The organism is Psychrosphaera haliotis (assembly GCF_009728465.1).
Taxonomy (GTDB): Bacteria; Pseudomonadota; Gammaproteobacteria; order Enterobacterales; family Alteromonadaceae; genus Psychrosphaera; species Psychrosphaera haliotis.
In genome coordinates this window covers 1-18,044 of sequence record NZ_WOCD01000005.1, presented here as the reverse complement: position 1 = coordinate 18,044, position 18,044 = coordinate 1, and the positions used below count along the sequence as shown (strand labels likewise).

The 18,044-nt window shown below is 42.6% G+C and carries 9 protein-coding genes, 2 tRNA genes and 4 rRNA genes; 12 read left to right on the top strand and 3 right to left on the bottom strand.

The annotated features are described in order from the left end of the window. Positions 1 to 10: 10 nt before the first annotated feature. Entirely contained in the window at positions 11 to 613 is a 603-nt protein-coding gene (gene grpE, locus GNP35_RS10675; protein ID WP_155696112.1) for a nucleotide exchange factor GrpE, read from the top strand. A 125-nt stretch (positions 614 to 738) separates the two neighbouring features. Here the strand turns inward: grpE and GNP35_RS10670 are convergent, their stop codons facing one another. After that, positions 739 to 1,374, bottom strand: coding sequence for a DUF2959 domain-containing protein (locus GNP35_RS10670; protein ID WP_330997847.1), 636 nt, complete (start codon positions 1,372 to 1,374; stop codon positions 739 to 741). A 156-nt stretch (positions 1,375 to 1,530) separates the two neighbouring features. Between GNP35_RS10670 and dapB the strand changes: the two genes are divergently transcribed. From dapB to trxA, 5 genes are all read left to right on the top strand, one after another. Beyond that, positions 1,531 to 2,331: a 4-hydroxy-tetrahydrodipicolinate reductase gene (dapB, locus tag GNP35_RS10665; protein WP_155696111.1), complete on the top strand. Its 801-nt coding sequence runs from the start codon at positions 1,531 to 1,533 to the stop codon at positions 2,329 to 2,331. Positions 2,332 to 2,525: 194 nt separating this feature from the next. Next, entirely contained in the window at positions 2,526 to 3,662 is a 1,137-nt protein-coding gene (gene carA, locus GNP35_RS10660; protein WP_155696110.1) for a glutamine-hydrolyzing carbamoyl-phosphate synthase small subunit, read from the top strand. 27 nt (positions 3,663 to 3,689) lie between these two features. After that, a complete protein-coding gene (gene carB / locus GNP35_RS10655) occupies positions 3,690 to 6,908 on the top strand; it encodes a carbamoyl-phosphate synthase large subunit (protein ID WP_155696109.1) in 3,219 nt (1,072 codons plus the stop codon). A 2-nt stretch (positions 6,909 to 6,910) separates the two neighbouring features. Then, the gene (gene greA / locus GNP35_RS10650) at positions 6,911 to 7,390 is read left to right on the top strand and encodes a transcription elongation factor GreA (RefSeq protein WP_155696108.1); all 480 of its coding nucleotides are present in this window, start codon (positions 6,911 to 6,913) and stop codon (positions 7,388 to 7,390) included. A 144-nt stretch (positions 7,391 to 7,534) separates the two neighbouring features. Next, the gene (gene trxA, locus GNP35_RS10645; RefSeq protein WP_155696107.1) at positions 7,535 to 8,383 is read left to right on the top strand and encodes a thioredoxin; all 849 of its coding nucleotides are present in this window, start codon (positions 7,535 to 7,537) and stop codon (positions 8,381 to 8,383) included. A 52-nt stretch (positions 8,384 to 8,435) separates the two neighbouring features. On the opposite strand, the gene GNP35_RS10640 is transcribed toward trxA, so the two are convergent. Both GNP35_RS10640 and GNP35_RS10635 read right to left on the bottom strand, forming a co-directional pair. Then, positions 8,436 to 9,779 (bottom strand): NAD(P)/FAD-dependent oxidoreductase, encoded by a 1,344-nt coding sequence (locus tag GNP35_RS10640; RefSeq protein ID WP_155696106.1) that lies wholly within the window; start codon positions 9,777 to 9,779, stop codon positions 8,436 to 8,438. 3 nt (positions 9,780 to 9,782) lie between these two features. Beyond that, a complete protein-coding gene (locus GNP35_RS10635; RefSeq protein WP_155696105.1) occupies positions 9,783 to 10,346 on the bottom strand; it encodes a GNAT family N-acetyltransferase in 564 nt (187 codons plus the stop codon). A 670-nt stretch (positions 10,347 to 11,016) separates the two neighbouring features. Between GNP35_RS10635 and GNP35_RS10630 the strand changes: the two genes are divergently transcribed. From GNP35_RS10630 to GNP35_RS10605, 6 genes are all read left to right on the top strand, one after another. Further along, positions 11,017 to 12,549, top strand: a 16S ribosomal RNA gene (locus tag GNP35_RS10630). A gap of 108 nt (positions 12,550 to 12,657) precedes the next feature. Continuing rightward, positions 12,658 to 12,734 (top strand) — tRNA-Ile (locus tag GNP35_RS10625). A gap of 113 nt (positions 12,735 to 12,847) precedes the next feature. Then, positions 12,848 to 12,923 (top strand) — tRNA-Ala (locus GNP35_RS10620). Positions 12,924 to 13,221: 298 nt separating this feature from the next. Beyond that, positions 13,222 to 16,100 (top strand): 23S ribosomal RNA (locus GNP35_RS10615). Between the two features lie 131 nt (positions 16,101 to 16,231). Then, a 5S ribosomal RNA gene (gene rrf / locus GNP35_RS10610) occupies positions 16,232 to 16,346 on the top strand. Between the two features lie 1,229 nt (positions 16,347 to 17,575). After that, positions 17,576 to 18,044 (top strand): 16S ribosomal RNA (locus tag GNP35_RS10605); the annotation flags it as partial.

The following is an 18,044-nucleotide window of genomic DNA, read 5'->3' as shown; positions in this document are numbered from 1 at the left end:
AGTAAGACTCATGTCTGAACAAGAGACTAATAAACAAGCAGAAAATGCCCAAGAAGTAGAGATTAACGAAGCAGAAGTTGTTACTGAAGAAGTAAACACTGAAAACGTTGATGCGTCTATAGAGACTGTTGATGATCAAATTGCAAAGTTACAAGCTGACTTAGCGGCTGCGAATGCTCAAATTGATGCTCAAAAAGAATCGGTTGTTCGAGCAGCAGCAGACGTTGAAAATATTCGTCGACGCGCAGCACAAGATGTTGAGAAAGCGAGAAAGTTTGCGCTTGAAAAGTTTGTAAATGAATTGTTGCCTGTTATTGATAATATGGAACGTGCGATTGAGTTTTCTGACAAAGAAAATGAAACGTTAAAGCCTGTATTGGAAGGTGTTGAATTAACTCAAAAGTCATTTGTTGATGCAGTATCAAAGTTTGGCGTTGAGATTGTTGATCCTCAAGGTCAAAAATTTAATGCTGAATTTCACCAAGCAATGGCAATGCAACCATCTGCCGACGTAGAGCCAAATACCGTTATTGCAGTTATGCAAAAAGGTTTCACCTTAAATGGCCGTTTATTGCGTCCAGCTATGGTTATGGTATCTAAAGCAGCTGAATAAAAGTAAATTCACTGCAACAAAAAAGCACCGAAAGGTGCTTTTTTAATGTCTTCTATTTAACCGCTGTATTTTGTTGGCGATGTCATTCGTAAAATTAACATCACGCAAGCATTAATATTTTCAGACTACTTCTTTAATGTTGCAATAAACTGATTCGATTCATCTACTGCTTTACCCATGTCGGCAATGAGCGCTGAAATTTCAGTTTTTAACGAGTCAAACTCGCCTTTGATTGCAGATACCGCCGCAGCGTTAAGGTTGTGCTTAAGGTAAAGTACATTGTCTTTAAGCGTTGCTAATATTGGGTCCATTTTAGACTCAGCTCTGCGCATGCTTCTTAACAGTTGTGAAAATTGACGCTCAGTTTGTTTTAACTTTTTTTCACTAGCACTTCTAAGGTTCGCATTGCTGTATTGCGTTAGCTCTTCTTGCCACTCATCAAATAAGTCTTCTGCAACATCTTCTACGTCATCAATTTTTTTACTAACTAAAGCTGCCGATTTGAAACTAGATTCATAATCATCGTTAAGTTGATTATAAACTTTCTCAATTTCGCCACCTTCAAAATTGGTTAATAAAACCAATCGCTCATATGCTGATTTAAACTCTTCTTGAGTTTCTGTTTGCGCATCTCTTGCCTCTTCTACTCTATCAACCAAGATTTCACGTTTGTGAACGCCTACTTTTTCCATCGCAGCATAATAAGCAGATTGACACGCCGATAGTAAAATTAGCGTGGATATAACGGTTAACGTTTTAATTAACTTCACATTAAACTCTCTTTTATAAGTTTTAGTTTTATCCAGTATATGAAAAGTATCGGCAAAAACTACTTTTTATTGAAACTGTTTTATTTAAGTTTTAATGGTTTACTGTATTATTTCATCATAAACACAACAAGCAGTAGAGAGCAGGCAATGACAAACGTTGGAATATTTGGCGCCAATGGCCGAATGGGTAAAAAATTAATTGAAGCAGGTATTGAGAGTGACGTTGTTAATATCTCTGCGGCATTTGTAAGAAGCAGCTCTTCGTTAATTGGAGCAGATATTGGTGAGCTTATTGGTCAAGCTAAATACGGCGTTAGTTTAATTTCAGAGTCTGAAGAATCTGTATCGGATAGTAATGTCTGGATCGATTTTACATTACCAGAAGCTCTGGAAAACCACATAAACTGGTGTGTTAATAATAAATGTAATTTGGTTATTGGGGTAACCGGACTATCAGAACAACAAAAAGTCCTCATTGAAAAGGCCGCGGAAAAGATTGCCATTGTCTACGCGACTAATTTTAGTACTGGTGTTAACTTAATGAATAGCCTATTAAAAACAGCGGCACAGGTTATGGGTGCGCAATCTGATATTGAAATAGTGGAGTCGCATCACCGTCATAAAAAAGATGCACCTTCAGGCACTGCTATCACTATGGGTGAATATATTGCGGATGGGCTAGGCGTGAATCTCGCAGACGTTGCCGAGTACGATAGAAATAACATAGTAGGTGAAAGAAATCAGGGCAGTATTGGCTTTGCCAGTCTTAGGGCAGGCGATATAGTAGGTGAACATACCGCTTTATTCGTAGATATAGGCGAAAGACTTGAAATAACCCACAAAGCAACAGATAGACTTACCTTTGCGAAAGGTGCAATAAGGGCTGCAGCTTGGGTAAGCAAAAAGCAAAAAGGCTTGTTTGATATGCAGGATGTGCTTGGTTTTTAAGTTTTAGGCACGGTTAATAGTATCTAGAGAGCTAATTTGATACAAAGTGCCTATTTTTACAATTTTATATAATTTTCCTAGCCTAAAGTCGATCTCTTAGCTACAATAACCGGAATTTGCCTAATGTTTTTAAGGCTAAGGTTAACCGATAGCAGAAATACCCCGTTTCTGCTCATTAATGCTAGGAGGTTATCTTGACTCAACCCGCGCTATTAGTTCTGGAAGACGGAACTATATTCCGAGGAACCGCCATCGGTGCAGAAGGTATTTCTGTTGGAGAAGTTGTCTTTAATACTTCAATGACAGGATATCAAGAAATACTCACCGACCCCTCATACGCAGAACAAATCATCACCCTCACTTATCCCCATATCGGCAATTACGGCACCAATTCAGAAGACGAAGAAAATGACACTATCTGGGCAAAAGGCCTAGTTATTCGTGATCTTCCTTTATTGGCAAGTAATTTTCGAAGTGAACAAGATTTAAGTAGTTATCTGAAAGCTAAGAATGTGGTTGCAATTGCAGACATTGATACGCGTAAATTAACGCGAATTCTTAGAGATAAAGGTGCGCAAAAGGGCTGCATAGTGACACTTGCTGAGTTTGACGAGCAAGCAGAAACTAAAGCATTAGAAGATGCAAAGGCATTTCCTGGTTTAAAAGGAATGGATTTGGCGAAAGTGGTTTCTTGTAAAGGATCATTCTCGTGGACTTCGCAAAGTTGGCAACTAGGTAAAGGTTTTTCTGAATTAGAAGATCCAAAGTTCCATGTTGTTGCTTATGACTTCGGTGTTAAAAGAAATATACTTCGTATGTTAGCAGACCGCGGTTGTAAACTAACTGTTGTGCCAGCACAAACATCTGCGGCAGAAGTATTAGCATTAAAACCTGACGGTATATTCCTCTCTAACGGACCTGGTGATCCAGAGCCATGTGATTACGCAATCACAGCAATTAAAGAGTTTTTAACAACCGACATTCCTATTTTCGGAATTTGTTTAGGGCACCAGCTATTAGCTTTAGCAAGTGGTGCTCAAACAGAAAAAATGAAATTTGGTCATCACGGTGGTAACCACCCAGTTCAAGATCTATCGAATAAGAAAGTAATGATCACAGCTCAAAACCACGGTTTTGCAGTTAAAGAAAGTTCGCTACCAAGTAATTTAGTAGCAACGCATAAGTCATTATTTGATGGAACACTACAAGGCATAAAACGTACGGATAAACCGGCATTTAGTTTTCAAGGTCACCCTGAAGCTAGCCCAGGTCCACACGATGCTGCGCCGTTATTCGATCATTTCATTGAATTAATGAACGAACGTAACTAATTTCACCGAATTTAAGAGACTTACACTATGCCTAAACGTTCCGACTTAAAAAGTATCTTATTATTGGGTGCGGGCCCAATAGTTATTGGTCAAGCTTGTGAATTTGACTATTCAGGTGCGCAAGCCTGTAAAGCATTAAAAGAAGAAGGTTATCGAGTTATCCTAGTAAACTCGAATCCTGCGACTATTATGACTGACCCAGAGATGGCAGATGCGACTTATATCGAGCCTATTCATTGGGAAGTAGTTGAAAAAATTATAGAAAAAGAACGTCCGGATGCAGTATTACCTACAATGGGTGGCCAAACAGCGCTGAACTGTGCATTAGATTTGGAAAAGCATGGCGTACTTGAAAAGTATAACGTTGAAATGATTGGTGCATCTGCCGACGCAATTGACAAGGCAGAAGACCGCAGTCGTTTTGACAAGGCGATGAAAAAGATTGGATTGGAATGCCCAAGAGCAGAAACATGTAACACTATCGATGGTGCTTATGATGTTCTAACTCGAATTGGCTTTCCTTGTATTATTCGACCTTCGTTCACTATGGGGGGAAGCGGTGGCGGTATCGCTTACAACAAAGAAGAGTTTGACGAAATCTGTCGTCGCGGCTTGGACTTATCCCCAACGAGCGAGTTATTAATTGATGAGTCTTTAATTGGCTGGAAAGAATATGAAATGGAAGTGGTTCGCGACAAGAACGACAACTGTATCATTATTTGTTCAATCGAAAACTTCGATGCCATGGGTGTTCACACCGGTGACTCAATTACGGTTGCGCCTGCACAGACCCTAACGGACAAAGAATTCCAAATCATGCGAAATGCGTCTTGCGCAGTTTTACGTGAAATTGGTGTTGAAACTGGTGGTTCAAACGTACAGTTTGGTGTTAACCCAGTTGATGGCCGTATGGTTATCATCGAAATGAACCCACGTGTTTCTCGTTCATCTGCGTTAGCGTCAAAAGCGACGGGTTTCCCAATCGCAAAAATTGCCGCTAAGTTAGCAGTAGGTTATACGTTAGACGAATTAAGCAATGACATTACCGGCGGTGCAACACCTGCGTCATTTGAACCGACTATTGACTATGTAGTTACAAAAATCCCTCGCTTCAACTTTGAAAAGTTTGCTGGCGCTGACGATAGATTAACAACTCAAATGAAGTCGGTTGGTGAAGTAATGGCAATTGGCCGTAACCAACAAGAATCACTTCAAAAAGCATTACGTGGACTAGAAGTTGGCGTATCAGGCTTTGATCCAATTATTGATTTATCAAGTGAAGACGCTCACGAAAAAATAATTCGTGAGTTAAAAGAGCCAGGTGCTGAACGTATTTGGTATATAGGCGATGCCTTCAGACACGGTATGGACTTAGAAGCCGTATTTAAGTTAACTAATGTTGACCCATGGTTCTTAGTTCAAATTGAAGACTTGATAAAACAAGAGCAATTAGTTGCTGAACGTGGATTTGCAGGTCTAGACGAGCACTTCCTTCGTTCGCTAAAACGTAAAGGTTTTGCTGATCAACGTATCGCGGACGTACTAGCGGTAAGCGAAAAAGAAATTCGTAAAAAACGTCAAGCGTTTGGAATACTGCCTGTTTACAAACGTGTTGATACTTGTGCTGCTGAATTTAGTTCAGATACAGCATACATGTATTCAAGTTATGATGACGAGTGTGAGTCTTTACCGTCTGATAAAGACAAAATCATGGTTATCGGTGGCGGCCCTAACCGAATAGGTCAAGGTATTGAGTTTGACTATTGTTGTGTTCACGCCTCTCTTGCACTGCGCGAAGATGGTTACGAGACAATCATGGTGAACTGTAACCCAGAAACGGTTTCTACCGATTACGATACGTCAGACCGTTTGTATTTTGAACCAATTACGCTTGAAGATGTGCTTGAGATTGTTCGAGTTGAAAAACCAAAAGGTGTCATCGTTCAGTATGGTGGTCAAACACCACTTAAATTGGCTCGTGAGCTTGAAGCTAACGGAGTTCCAATTATTGGTACTTCTCCAGATGCAATTGACCGCGCTGAAGACCGTGAGCGTTTCCAACAAATGGTTGAACGTTTAGACTTGCTACAGCCTGAAAACTCTACGGTCACTTCTGTTGAACAAGCTATTAGTAAATCAAAAGAAATCGGTTTCCCACTCGTTGTTCGTCCATCTTATGTATTAGGCGGCCGTGCAATGGAAATCGTTTATGATGAAAATGATTTACGTCGTTATATGACCGAAGCGGTATCTGTTTCAAATGAAGCACCAGTTTTATTAGACCGTTTCTTAGATGATGCGATTGAAGTAGACGTTGATGCGATTTGTGACGGTAAAGATGTCGTGATTGCAGGTATTATGGAACACATTGAGCAAGCGGGTGTTCACTCAGGTGACTCGGCATGTTCATTGCCTGCATATACTCTATCTAACCAAATTCAAGACGTAATGCGTAAGCAAGTTCGTGATATGGCATTAGAGCTGGGTGTTATTGGTTTGATGAATACGCAGTTTGCCGTTAAAGATGGCGAAGTTTATTTAATCGAAGTTAACCCTCGTGCTGCTCGTACAGTTCCTTTTGTTTCAAAAGCGACAGGTATGCCAGTTGCTAAAATTGCTGCACGCGTTATGGCAGGTCAAAGCTTAGCATCTCAAGGTATTACTAAAGAAATTATTCCACCTTATTACTCTGTGAAAGAAGTTGTTATTCCATTTAACAAATTCCATGGTGTAGATCCAATGCGAGGCCCTGAAATGAGGTCTACTGGTGAAGTAATGGGTGTAGGTAATACGTTTGAAGAAGCCTACGCAAAAGCTCAACTTGGTGCGAGTATTGAATTAGCACGTGACGGTAGAGCATTGATTTCAGTTCGCGATACGGATAAAGTGCGTGTAATCGATTTAGCTAGAAAGCTAATTGAAGCTGGCTTTGAGCTAGACGCAACACGTGGTTCACATAAAGTGTTAAGTGAAGCAGGGATCTCTTGTCGTAAAGTAAACAAAGTTTACGAAGGCCGACCTCATATTCTAGACCGTATTAAAAATGGCGAATATAGCTATATCATTAATACTGTTGAAGGTCGCCAAGCAATTGAAGACTCTAAAGTGTTACGTCGTGGTGCATTGCGCTATAAGGCGAATTATACAACTACGTTAAATGCGGCGTTTGCAACATGTTTGGCAAATACAGCGGATGATCGTGGTACAGTAGATTCAGTACAAAACTTACATAAGAGAATTCAATAATTATGAGTACTCAAGTTCCAATGACAGTGAAGGGCGCGGAAGCCCTTCGCGAGGAATTAAATGAGCTTAAAACAGTAGTCCGCCCACGTATCGTTGCTGATATTGCATCTGCACGTGAGCACGGCGACTTAAAAGAAAATGCTGAATATCATGCAGCGCGTGAACAGCAGGGCTTTTGTGAAGGTCGAATTCAAGAGATTGAAGCGAAACTTTCAAATGTTCAAATCATCGACGTAACCAAAATGCCAAATACTGGCAAAGTAATTTTTGGTACAACAGTAACAATTGTTAACTGTGATACTGATGACGAAACGACTTACCATATTGTTGGCGAAGATGAAGCTGACATTAAAAAAGGTAAAATATCAATTGGCTCTCCTATCGCGAGAGGCTTAATTGGTAAAAGCTTAGATGATGTTGTTACAATCACAACACCAGCTGGTAATGTTGAATTCGAAATTATCGAAGTTCAATATATCTAGTCCATAAGACTTGATAGCAAATTATAGAAGCCAGTTAATCACTGGCTTTTTTTTGCTTGAAAAATGCGATTCCATACCTATATAAAGGGTAAGTTGCTCGCAACTATCATTCATTTTAACGTTTCAATTTTCAATGTGAGTACTATGTCTCCTAATATATTCAATCTAACGGCTGAAAACATTCAAGCGGATCTTTTAGAACCTTCAAAAGACACTTTATTCATTATCGATTTTTGGGCGGACTGGTGCGAACCTTGTAAACAGTTAATGCCGGTACTTGATAAAATCGCATCTGAAAATATAGGTAAAGTGGTTTTAGCTAAAGTAAATTGTGACGAACAGCAACAATTAGCAGTGCAGTTTGGCATTAAAAGCTTGCCAACCGTTATGTTATTTAAAGATGGTCAGCCAATTGATGGTTTTGCAGGGGTTCAGTCAGAGTCAGAAATAAACGCGATGTTAGAAAAGCATTTGCCAAAACCTGAGCATGAGCTTTTTCAACAAGCGATTGCAGCGCACCAAACTGGAGATAAGCCTTCAGCGTATACTTTTATAAAACAAGCATTAGAATTTGATCCAGAAAATCCTGACTTTACCATTCTATTAGCTGATATTTGCGTAGACATTGGCAAAATGGATGAAGCTAAAGCTATTTTAGAGCAGGTCAAACTGGCGAATCAAAATACTCAATATCAACATGTATTAGCAAAATACGAATTAGCGGAGCAAGCTGCCGATACTCCAGAGATTCAGGCGCTTCAAAGTGCACTAAAAGCTGAACCCGACTCTTTAGAGTTAAAGTGTCAATTGGCTATTGCTTATCATCAAGTCAAAAAACAGGAAGACGCTTTACAGTTGTTACTGACGGTTCTTAAAAAGGATTTAGGGTTTGGTGAAGCTAAAAAGCTTTATCTAGATGTTATTGCGAGTCTTCCTGATGGGGATGAGCTAGCGACAAAGTATCGTCGCCAGTTATATACTCTTTTATATTAAACGTTGTGATTGTTTAGCGCAGTCTGTGATTGTGTAAGATCAACGACTGAAGTTATTGAGCCCAGTCTTTTAAACGACCATATTGATAGAAAAACCTTTGTCCCATTCTTCTAAATGGGGCAAATGGAAATGAAGGCAGTTCTGTCATGAGTGGTGAACTTGCTTCTTGTTCAGAAATTAAATCAGCAAGTTGTTTACCGGCCCATGCACTAAAGGATACACCTGAGCCGCAATAACCAGTGGCATAAAATATATCGTCTTCGGTTTTGTATATATGTGGCATTTGATCGAATGCGACAGAAATCCAGCCACTCCAACCATGATCAATAGTCACTGTATCTAAACCAACAAAACTTGATTGTAACTCTTGAAGAAGTCTTTGTTGGTATTTAGGGTTTGATGCCGCTTTTCCTGTAATCGCGCTTCGTCCACCAAAAAGTATTCTATTGTCGGGTAGGAGACGGTAGTAATATTTTAATTCCCTGGTATCCATCATCACTTGATGAGTTTTAAAGTTACTTTGTTCTATTTCACTTTGTGTCAAAGGGCGAGTCACAATCACACTGGTTAAAACTGGCAGAACTTTTCCATTTAATGGTGTGTTCAAACTTTTTGGCGTATAGCCATTTGTTGCAATGACAAGCTTATTGGTTTTAATTGAACCAGTTGGCGTAATAACATGGTGAGTATTATTTCCGGATTTTGTTATTTCATTAGCAGGGGAGTGAGTGTAAATATTAACGCCTAAATCCAGCGCTAGTTGAGCATAGTGATTAACAAGTTTAAGTGGATTAAGACCAAAACCGTTTTTATAACGAATTGCTCCATATACATGCTGGTGGTTTACAAAGTTTTTATTGAAGTCACTCTTTGTTATCACTTCAACATCATAGTTGAAGTTACTTTGTAAATAGGCTGCACTAGAGTTGAGCTTTTCAAACCAGGATTTGCTGTGTGCCAGCTTTAAATACCCCTGCTCTGTTTTATCTGCATTGCCGGGTAAGCTAGATAGCCGAGTTTCAAGTAAATCTATTGCGCTAATAAACTGATCATGGAGCTTTAAAGTTTGAGCGGTTCCAAAACGTGATTCCAACTCTTTATAGCTTAGGCGACCACTACCTGGTAATACAAAACCTGCGTTTCTGCTACTGCATCCCCAACCAATTTGGTTTGCGTCTATGACAGTTATATTTTTAATTCCTGCCTTCGCTAATTCGATAGCGCAACTCAACCCAGTATAACCAGCCCCAACAATAAGAACATCAGTTTGAATATCTGTATCTAATGTTGTAGTTGTTATTGGTTGAGTATTAGCGCTCCAGTATGAATCTGTCGAAGGTTGATTAAATGGAATCTGATTTTCAACAAAAGGATCGTACATATTCGACTTGTACATTTATTAAAAGACCAACATCATTTCAGATGCATCACAATGACAATCATTACCACACAAAATACAAATGTAGTCTGGAATGGTTGGATCGTCATTCCACCTGCGTGCATGAGTCTTTATTAATTGTCCGCCTGCTTTTGTAAAATACTTAAAAGAAGCATTACCTGGACTTTGCATCCATATATGACTTAACCCTGCTTTTGCACCCATTTCTTTTAAGGTAGTTATAGAGGTTTGTAATAATTGTCCGCCTAACCCTTTGCCCTGGTAGTCAGGATGTATGGTATTACATTTAAAGTAAGCAACATGTTCTTTATTAACCGGCCACTTGTCTGAAGTACACCATTTATCTAGTGGCCATTTATTAGGGGCGTAGGATAATCTAAAGCCTACTAATGTTTGATCGTGATACATAACGTAACTAGCATTTAATGAACCTACCGTACTTTGATCTAAGATCTTGCCTATAGACGTTTCATCTAAATAGCCATCTCCATGAACTTTATTGCCCAGTTCTATTACTGCTGCAAAGTCTTCGTTACTTAAGTTCTTAATTAAATAATCAGTCAATGTATCTCTCCATTGTTAAATATGAACTGTATCTGTTTTCCCTATTGTACTTTATTAGCGTATTTCCATACACATTCTATAAGGAGATATTTATACGCTAGACCCATTTCTGTCATAGTTCTAGTTATTTTGAGGTTGGCCGAATATTAAGTACTAAAGTTTTTACCCTAAATTAACTAAAAAAGAGGTGTTTCAGTTTGCATTTTAAACGACTTGTTTAATCTTTGTTCGGTCGGTTTATTTTAGTGGTTATATTTAACAAAAGCGCTTGCGCAACGTAATTAGATCTCTATAATGCGTCCTCGTTGTCAGGGAGACATCAAACGGCTTGAAACGTTAAGTGAAGGTGGTTTGGATTGACTCAAAACGGTTTAGAAAACTTCTTCGCTATTACCTCCAAGAGGTCGAAAAAGATTTACTAAAAACGTTGACAACGAATTAGGGAAGTGTAGAATGCGCATCCCGGTTGAGACAGAGTCGAGACCAAGAGCAGAAAGGCTCTAAACGTTCTTTAACAATTTGTAATTAATTATTTGTGTGGGCACTCCGATGAGTGGTAACAAACACACTAAGGTTCTTCTTCGGAAGGCAGCTTAGTACTTGTAACTATCAATTGAGTGTCTGAACGAAATTTATTTGAACAGAATTCAATGGGTAGCGATTAAACTTTTAAGTGAAGAGTTTGATCATGGCTCAGATTGAACGCTGGCGGCAGGCCTAACACATGCAAGTCGAACGGTAACAGAACTAGCTTGCTAGTTGCTGACGAGTGGCGGACGGGTGAGTAATGCTTGGGAATTTGCCTTTAGGTGGGGGACAACAGTTGGAAACGACTGCTAATACCGCATGATAGCTACGGCTCAAAGGGGGCTTCGGCTCCCGCCTTTAGAGAAGCCCAAGTGGGATTAGGTAGTTGGTGAGGTAAAGGCTCACCAAGCCCACGATCCCTAGCTGGTCTGAGAGGATGATCAGCCACACTGGAACTGAGACACGGTCCAGACTCCTACGGGAGGCAGCAGTGGGGAATATTGCACAATGGGCGAAAGCCTGATGCAGCCATGCCGCGTGTGTGAAGAAGGCCTTCGGGTTGTAAAGCACTTTCAGCGAGGAGGAAAGCTTAGTGTTAATACCAGCTAGGTGTGACGTTACTCGCAGAAGAAGCACCGGCTAACTCCGTGCCAGCAGCCGCGGTAATACGGAGGGTGCGAGCGTTAATCGGAATTACTGGGCGTAAAGCGTACGCAGGCGGCCATTTAAGTCAGATGTGAAAGCCCCGGGCTCAACCTGGGAACTGCATTTGAAACTGGATGGCTAGAGTGCGACAGAGGGTGGTAGAATTTCAGGTGTAGCGGTGAAATGCGTAGAGATCTGAAGGAATACCAATGGCGAAGGCAGCCACCTGGGTCGACACTGACGCTCATGTACGAAAGCGTGGGTAGCAAACAGGATTAGATACCCTGGTAGTCCACGCCGTAAACGATGTCTACTAGCAGTTTGGAGCTTAAGCTCTGTCTTGCGCAGCTAACGCATTAAGTAGACCGCCTGGGGAGTACGGCCGCAAGGTTAAAACTCAAATGAATTGACGGGGGCCCGCACAAGCGGTGGAGCATGTGGTTTAATTCGATGCAACGCGAAGAACCTTACCATCTCTTGACATCCAGAGAATTTAGCAGAGACGCTTTAGTGCCTTCGGGAACTCTGAGACAGGTGCTGCATGGCTGTCGTCAGCTCGTGTTGTGAAATGTTGGGTTAAGTCCCGCAACGAGCGCAACCCTTATCCTTAGTTGCCAGCACGTAATGGTGGGAACTCTAAGGAGACTGCCGGTGACAAACCGGAGGAAGGTGGGGACGACGTCAAGTCATCATGGCCCTTACGAGATGGGCTACACACGTGCTACAATGGCAAGTACAAAGGGTTGCAAACTCGCGAGAGTAAGCGGATCCCATAAAGCTTGTCGTAGTCCGGATTGGAGTCTGCAACTCGACTCCATGAAGTCGGAATCGCTAGTAATCGTGGATCAGAATGCCACGGTGAATACGTTCCCGGGCCTTGTACACACCGCCCGTCACACCATGGGAGTGGGCTGCAAAAGAAGTGGATAGCTTAACCTTCGGGAGGGCGTTCACCACTTTGTGGTTCATGACTGGGGTGAAGTCGTAACAAGGTAGCCGTAGGGGAACCTGCGGCTGGATCACCTCCTTATATACGAAGTTACACCTTCGAAGTGTTCACACAAATAATTAATTACGAATAATGAGCGAGAAAGCTGCAAGCTGTTAGCTGCATTCGAGAGTTTGTAGCATAAACGATAGGCCTGTAGCTCAGCTGGTTAGAGCGCACCCCTGATAAGGGTGAGGTCGGCAGTTCAAGTCTGCCCAGGCCTACCAAAATCTCACCTGACTGCGTTATTTCGTTACTTGTTTAGATAGTCTAAACCGCGTAACAAAATGCCTTGTCAAATGTGATTTGGACAATCGTTTTAATGACGTGACTTCAGTATGGGGCTATAGCTCAGCTGGGAGAGCGCTTGATTTGCATTCAAGAGGTCCGCGGTTCGATCCCGCGTAGCTCCACCATACTGACACTCAGTTTCTCGATTCAAAACCCTAAACCATACACATTAGTTAGTGTGCATCGTTTAGAGTTTTTTATAAACTCATGCTCTTTAACAATTTGGAAAGCTGATAAAAAAATAAGGTAAACATTATTGTTTATTTATTTGTTATTCAACAACTAAAAAATAATTTTGATTATCACTGTAAGAGAAAACTCAAGCGTTATTTATGTCAGGTTCTTGGCCTTATACAAGTCAAGTAACCAATAAATATGACACATAATATACTACTGAATCTGCGAGAGCATTTAAGGTTGTATGGTTAAGTGAATAAGCGTATACGGTGGATGCCTTGGCAATTGGAGGCGATGAAGGACGTGTTAATCTGCGATAAGTCTGGTTAAGGTGATAAAAACCGTTATAAACCAGAATTTCCGAATGGGGAAACCCACCCTTTTTAGGGTATCGTATAGTGAATACATAGCTATACGAAGCGAACCCGGAGAACTGAAACATCTAAGTACCCGGAGGAAAAGAAATCAACCGAGATTTCCTAAGTAGCGGCGAGCGAACGGGAAACAGCCGAATCAGCATGGTTTAGTGGAATGCTCTGGAAAGTGCAACGATAGTGGGTGATAGTCCCGTACACGACAAGCCATGTTGGACATATTAAGTAGGTCGGAGCACGAGAAACTTTGACTGAAGATAGGGGGACCATCCTCTAAGGCTAAATACTCCCAATTGACCGATAGTGAACCAGTACCGTGAGGGAAAGGCGAAAAGAACCCCTGTGAGGGGAGTGAAATAGAACCTGAAACCGTATACGTACAAGCAGTAGGAGCAGACTTGTTCTGTGACTGCGTACCTTTTGTATAATGGGTCAACGACTTATATTTTGTAGCAAGGTTAACCGAATAGGGGAGCCGTAGGGAAACCGAGTCTTAACTGGGCGAATAAGTTGCAAGGTATAGACCCGAAACCCGGTGATCTAGCCATGGGCAGGTTGAAGGTTGAGTAACATCAACTGGAGGACCGAACCCACTAACGTTGAAAAGTTAGGGGATGACCTGTGGCTAGGAGTGAAAGGCTAATCAAACCGGGAGATAGCTGGTTCTCCCCGAAATCTATTTAGGTAGAGCCTCGGACGAATACTTACGGGGGTAGAGCACTGTTTGGGCTAGGGGGCCATCCCGGCTTACCAACCCCATGCAAACTCCGAATACCGTAAAGTAATATCCGGGAGACACACGGCGGGTGCTAACGTTCGTCGTGGAGAGGGAAACAACCCAGACCGCCAGCTAAGGTCCCAAAGTTTATGCTAAGTGGGAAACGATGTGGGAAGGCTTAGACAGCTAGGAGGTTGGCTTAGAAGCAGCCACCCTTTAAAGAAAGCGTAATAGCTCACTAGTCGAGTCGGCCTGCGCGGAAGATGTAACGGGGCTAAGCATAACACCGAAGCTGCGGTAGCGAATTTATTCGCTAGGTAGGGGAGCGTTCTGTAAGTGGTTGAAGGTGGATTGAGAAGTCTGCTGGACATATCAGAAGTGCGAATGTTGACATGAGTAACGATAATGGGGGTGAAAAACCCCCACGCCGAAAGACCAAGGGTTCCTATCCCATGCTAATCAGGGTAGGGTAAGTCGGCCCCTAAGGCGAGGCAGAAATGCGTAGTCGATGGGAAACAGATTAATATTTCTGTACTTTTAATCATTGCGATGGGGGGACGGAGAAGGCTAGGTGAGCACGGCGATGGTTGTCCGTGTGAAAGTGTGTAGGTAGGCTGCTTAGGTAAATCCGGGCGGCTAATACTGAGACACGAGACGAGTCACTAAGGTGATGAAGTCATTGATGCCATACTTCCAGGAAAAGCCTCTAAGCTTCAGATGATTAAGAACCGTACCCCAAACCGACACAGGTGGTCAGGTAGAGAATACTAAGGCGCTTGAGAGAACTCGGGTGAAGGAACTAGGCAAAATGGTACCGTAACTTCGGGAGAAGGTACGCCCACGTTAGGTGAAGGCACTTGCTGCCGGAGCTGAAGTGGGTCGCAGTGACCTGGTGGCTGCAACTGTTTATTAAAAACACAGCACTGTGCTAAATCGAAAGATGACGTATACGGTGTGACACCTGCCCGGTGCCGGAAGGTTAATTGATTGGGTTATCTTCGGAGAAGCTCATGATCGAAGCCCCGGTAAACGGCGGCCGTAACTATAACGGTCCTAAGGTAGCGAAATTCCTTGTCGGGTAAGTTCCGACCTGCACGAATGGTGTAATGATGGCCACGCTGTCTCCACCCGAGACTCAGTGAAATTGAAATCGCAGTGAAGATGCTGTGTACCCGCGGCTAGACGGAAAGACCCCGTGAACCTTTACTACAGCTTGACACTGAACATTGAACCTACATGTGTAGGATAGGTGGGAGGCTATGAAACTTGGACGCCAGTTCAGGTGGAGCCATCCTTGAAATACCACCCTTGTATGTTTGATGTTCTAACATTGGCCCCTTATCGGGGTTGTGGACAGTGTCTGGTGGGTAGTTTGACTGGGGCGGTCTCCTCCCAAAGAGTAACGGAGGAGCACGAAGGTTTGCTAAGTACGGTCGGACATCGTACGGTTAGTGTAATGGTAGAAGCAAGCTTAACTGCGAGACGGACATGTCGAGCAGGTACGAAAGTAGGTCATAGTGATCCGGTGGCTCTGTATGGAAGGGCCATCGCTCAACGGATAAAAGGTACTCCGGGGATAACAGGCTGATACCGCCCAAGAGTTCATATCGACGGCGGTGTTTGGCACCTCGATGTCGGCTCATCACATCCTGGGGCTGAAGTCGGTCCCAAGGGTATGGCTGTTCGCCATTTAAAGTGGTACGCGAGCTGGGTTTAGAACGTCGTGAGACAGTTCGGTCCCTATCTGCCGTGGGCGTTGGATGATTGAGAGGGGCTGCTCCTAGTACGAGAGGACCGGAGTGGACGAACCGCTGGTGTTCGGGTTGTCATGCCAATGGCATTGCCCGGTAGCTACGTTCGGAATCGATAACCGCTGAAAGCATCTAAGCGGGAAGCGAGCCTCGAGATGAGTCATCCCTGACAGTTTAACTGTCCTAAAGGGTCGTTGAAGACTACAACGTTGATAGGTAAGGTGTGGAAGTGCTGTGAGGCATTAAGCTAACTTATACTAATTGCCCGTGAGGCTTAACCATACAACGCTTAAGTGTTCTTGAGCACTGATGGTCAGAATTATTACAAACAATATTACCTTATTTCAGCTTTCTAATTGTTAAGACAATTTAAGTAAGCGGTGTTTATAAAACATCGATTACAAACAGCTTTGCCTGGTGGCAATAGCGCTGTGGACCCACCTGATTCCATTTCGAACTCAGAAGTGAAACGCAGCTGCGGCGATGGTAGTGTAGCATTTGCTATGCGAGAGTAGCTCACCGCCAGGCTCCCAATTGAATAATCCCTCGTACATATGTGCGGGGGATTTTTTCGTTCTAGGCGTTAAGCAATTAAGGCGGCTCGCTAAAGCTCTAGATTGCTCGTTCCCGACGCAATCAACCGACTGCATCCATGCAGTCGACCGGCAGGCTCCCATACTGACCCCTTGCACGTTGTGCGAGGGGTTTTTATTGCCTGCGATTTATCCAATTCACTCGAAATGCGCTCTCCCTCGGTCGCTCCTAGGCATCCATGCCTTCGCAGCACTTGAGTACCCTGTTTTGCGTCGGGGTTTTATTGCTTGGAATTCGACTGACGTCTCTGTTATCTCGTTTTTTTGGTTTATTGTTTCTACAACGTTCTTCCAACGAACGCTTCCTTCCTATGAACTTTTTTAAAAATCATGAATAATTGCGCAATAACTTTGGAAATTAGCGCTTTTTATGTCTACTTTTATCACTAAGCCATGCGTGGTTTTATTCTTGTAGCGTTTTTAAGCTAATTAATAACTGTGAATGATGGCTATTTTACTTTGAATAGATTCGAACACGGAAAAGCTTTGTGAGATGACTGGGGCGGAATAAAAACCAGTAGAAAAAGAGGTTGTCCTATAGTCTAGTTTTTTTAGTTTATACCCATAAAAGCGTCAAACACGCTTGTATTTGCAGTCCCAAGCGGCCAAACACTCGGTATCTATAAACGCTGGCAATACATTGCAGCTGGTTCCAAACAGCATTAAGTAGAGTGATTTTTTAATCAAAACTGACAGTTGTCGTATGAAAACAACCCATATCGATACATATTTAGCCGAACAACAAGAAAAACACACTTTTTTAACAAAAGCGCTTGCGCAACGTAATTAGATCTCTATAATGCGTCCTCGTTGTCAGGGAGACATCAAACGGCTTGAAACGTTAAGTGAAGGTGGTTTGGATTGACTCAAAACGGTTTAGAAAACTTCTTCAAAATAACGAAAAAGATTTACTAAAAACGTTGACAACGAATTAGGGAAGTGTAGAATGCGCATCCCGGTTGAGACAGAGTCGAGACCAAGAGCAGAAAGGCTCTAAACGTTCTTTAACAATTTGTAATTAATTATTTGTGTGGGCACTCCGATGAGTAGTAACAAAACACACTAAGGTTCTTCTTCGGAAGGCAGCTTAGTACTTGTAACTATCAATTGAGTGTCTGAACGAAATTTATTTGAACAGAATTCAATGGGTAGCGATTAAACTTTTAAGTGAAGAGTTTGATCATGGCTCAGATTGAACGCTGGCGGCAGGCCTAACACATGCAAGTCGAACGGTAACAGAACTAGCTTGCTAGTTGCTGACGAGTGGCGGACGGGTGAGTAATGCTTGGGAATTTGCTTTAGGTGGGGGACAAACAGTTGGAAACGACTGCTAATACCGCATGATAGCTACGGCTCAAAGGGGGCTTCGGCTCCCGCCTTAGAGAGCCAAGTGGGATTAGGTAGTGGTGAGGTAAAGGCTCACCAAGCCCACGATCCCTAGCTGGTCTGAGAGGATGATCAGCCACACTGGAACTGAGACACGGTCCAGACTCCTACGGGAGGCAGCAGTGGGGAATATTGCACAATGGGCGAAAGCCTGATGCAGCCATGCCGCGTGTGTGAAGAAGGCCTTCGGGTTGTAAAGCACTTCAGCGAGGAGGAAAGCTAGTCGTTAATACCGGCTAGGTGTGAC

Excerpts from the sequence above, each read along its gene's own strand:
- dapB (WP_155696111.1), top strand. The coding sequence starts at position 1,531 with ATGACAAACGTTGGAATATTTGGCGCCAATGGCCGAATGGGTAAAAAA.
- greA (WP_155696108.1), top strand. The coding sequence starts at position 6,911 with ATGAGTACTCAAGTTCCAATGACAGTGAAGGGCGCGGAAGCCCTTCGC.
- carB (WP_155696109.1), top strand. The coding sequence starts at position 3,690 with ATGCCTAAACGTTCCGACTTAAAAAGTATCTTATTATTGGGTGCGGGC.
- grpE (WP_155696112.1), top strand. The coding sequence starts at position 11 with ATGTCTGAACAAGAGACTAATAAACAAGCAGAAAATGCCCAAGAAGTA.
- GNP35_RS10640 (WP_155696106.1), bottom strand. The coding sequence starts at position 9,779 with ATGTACAAGTCGAATATGTACGATCCTTTTGTTGAAAATCAGATTCCA.
- trxA (WP_155696107.1), top strand. The coding sequence starts at position 7,535 with ATGTCTCCTAATATATTCAATCTAACGGCTGAAAACATTCAAGCGGAT.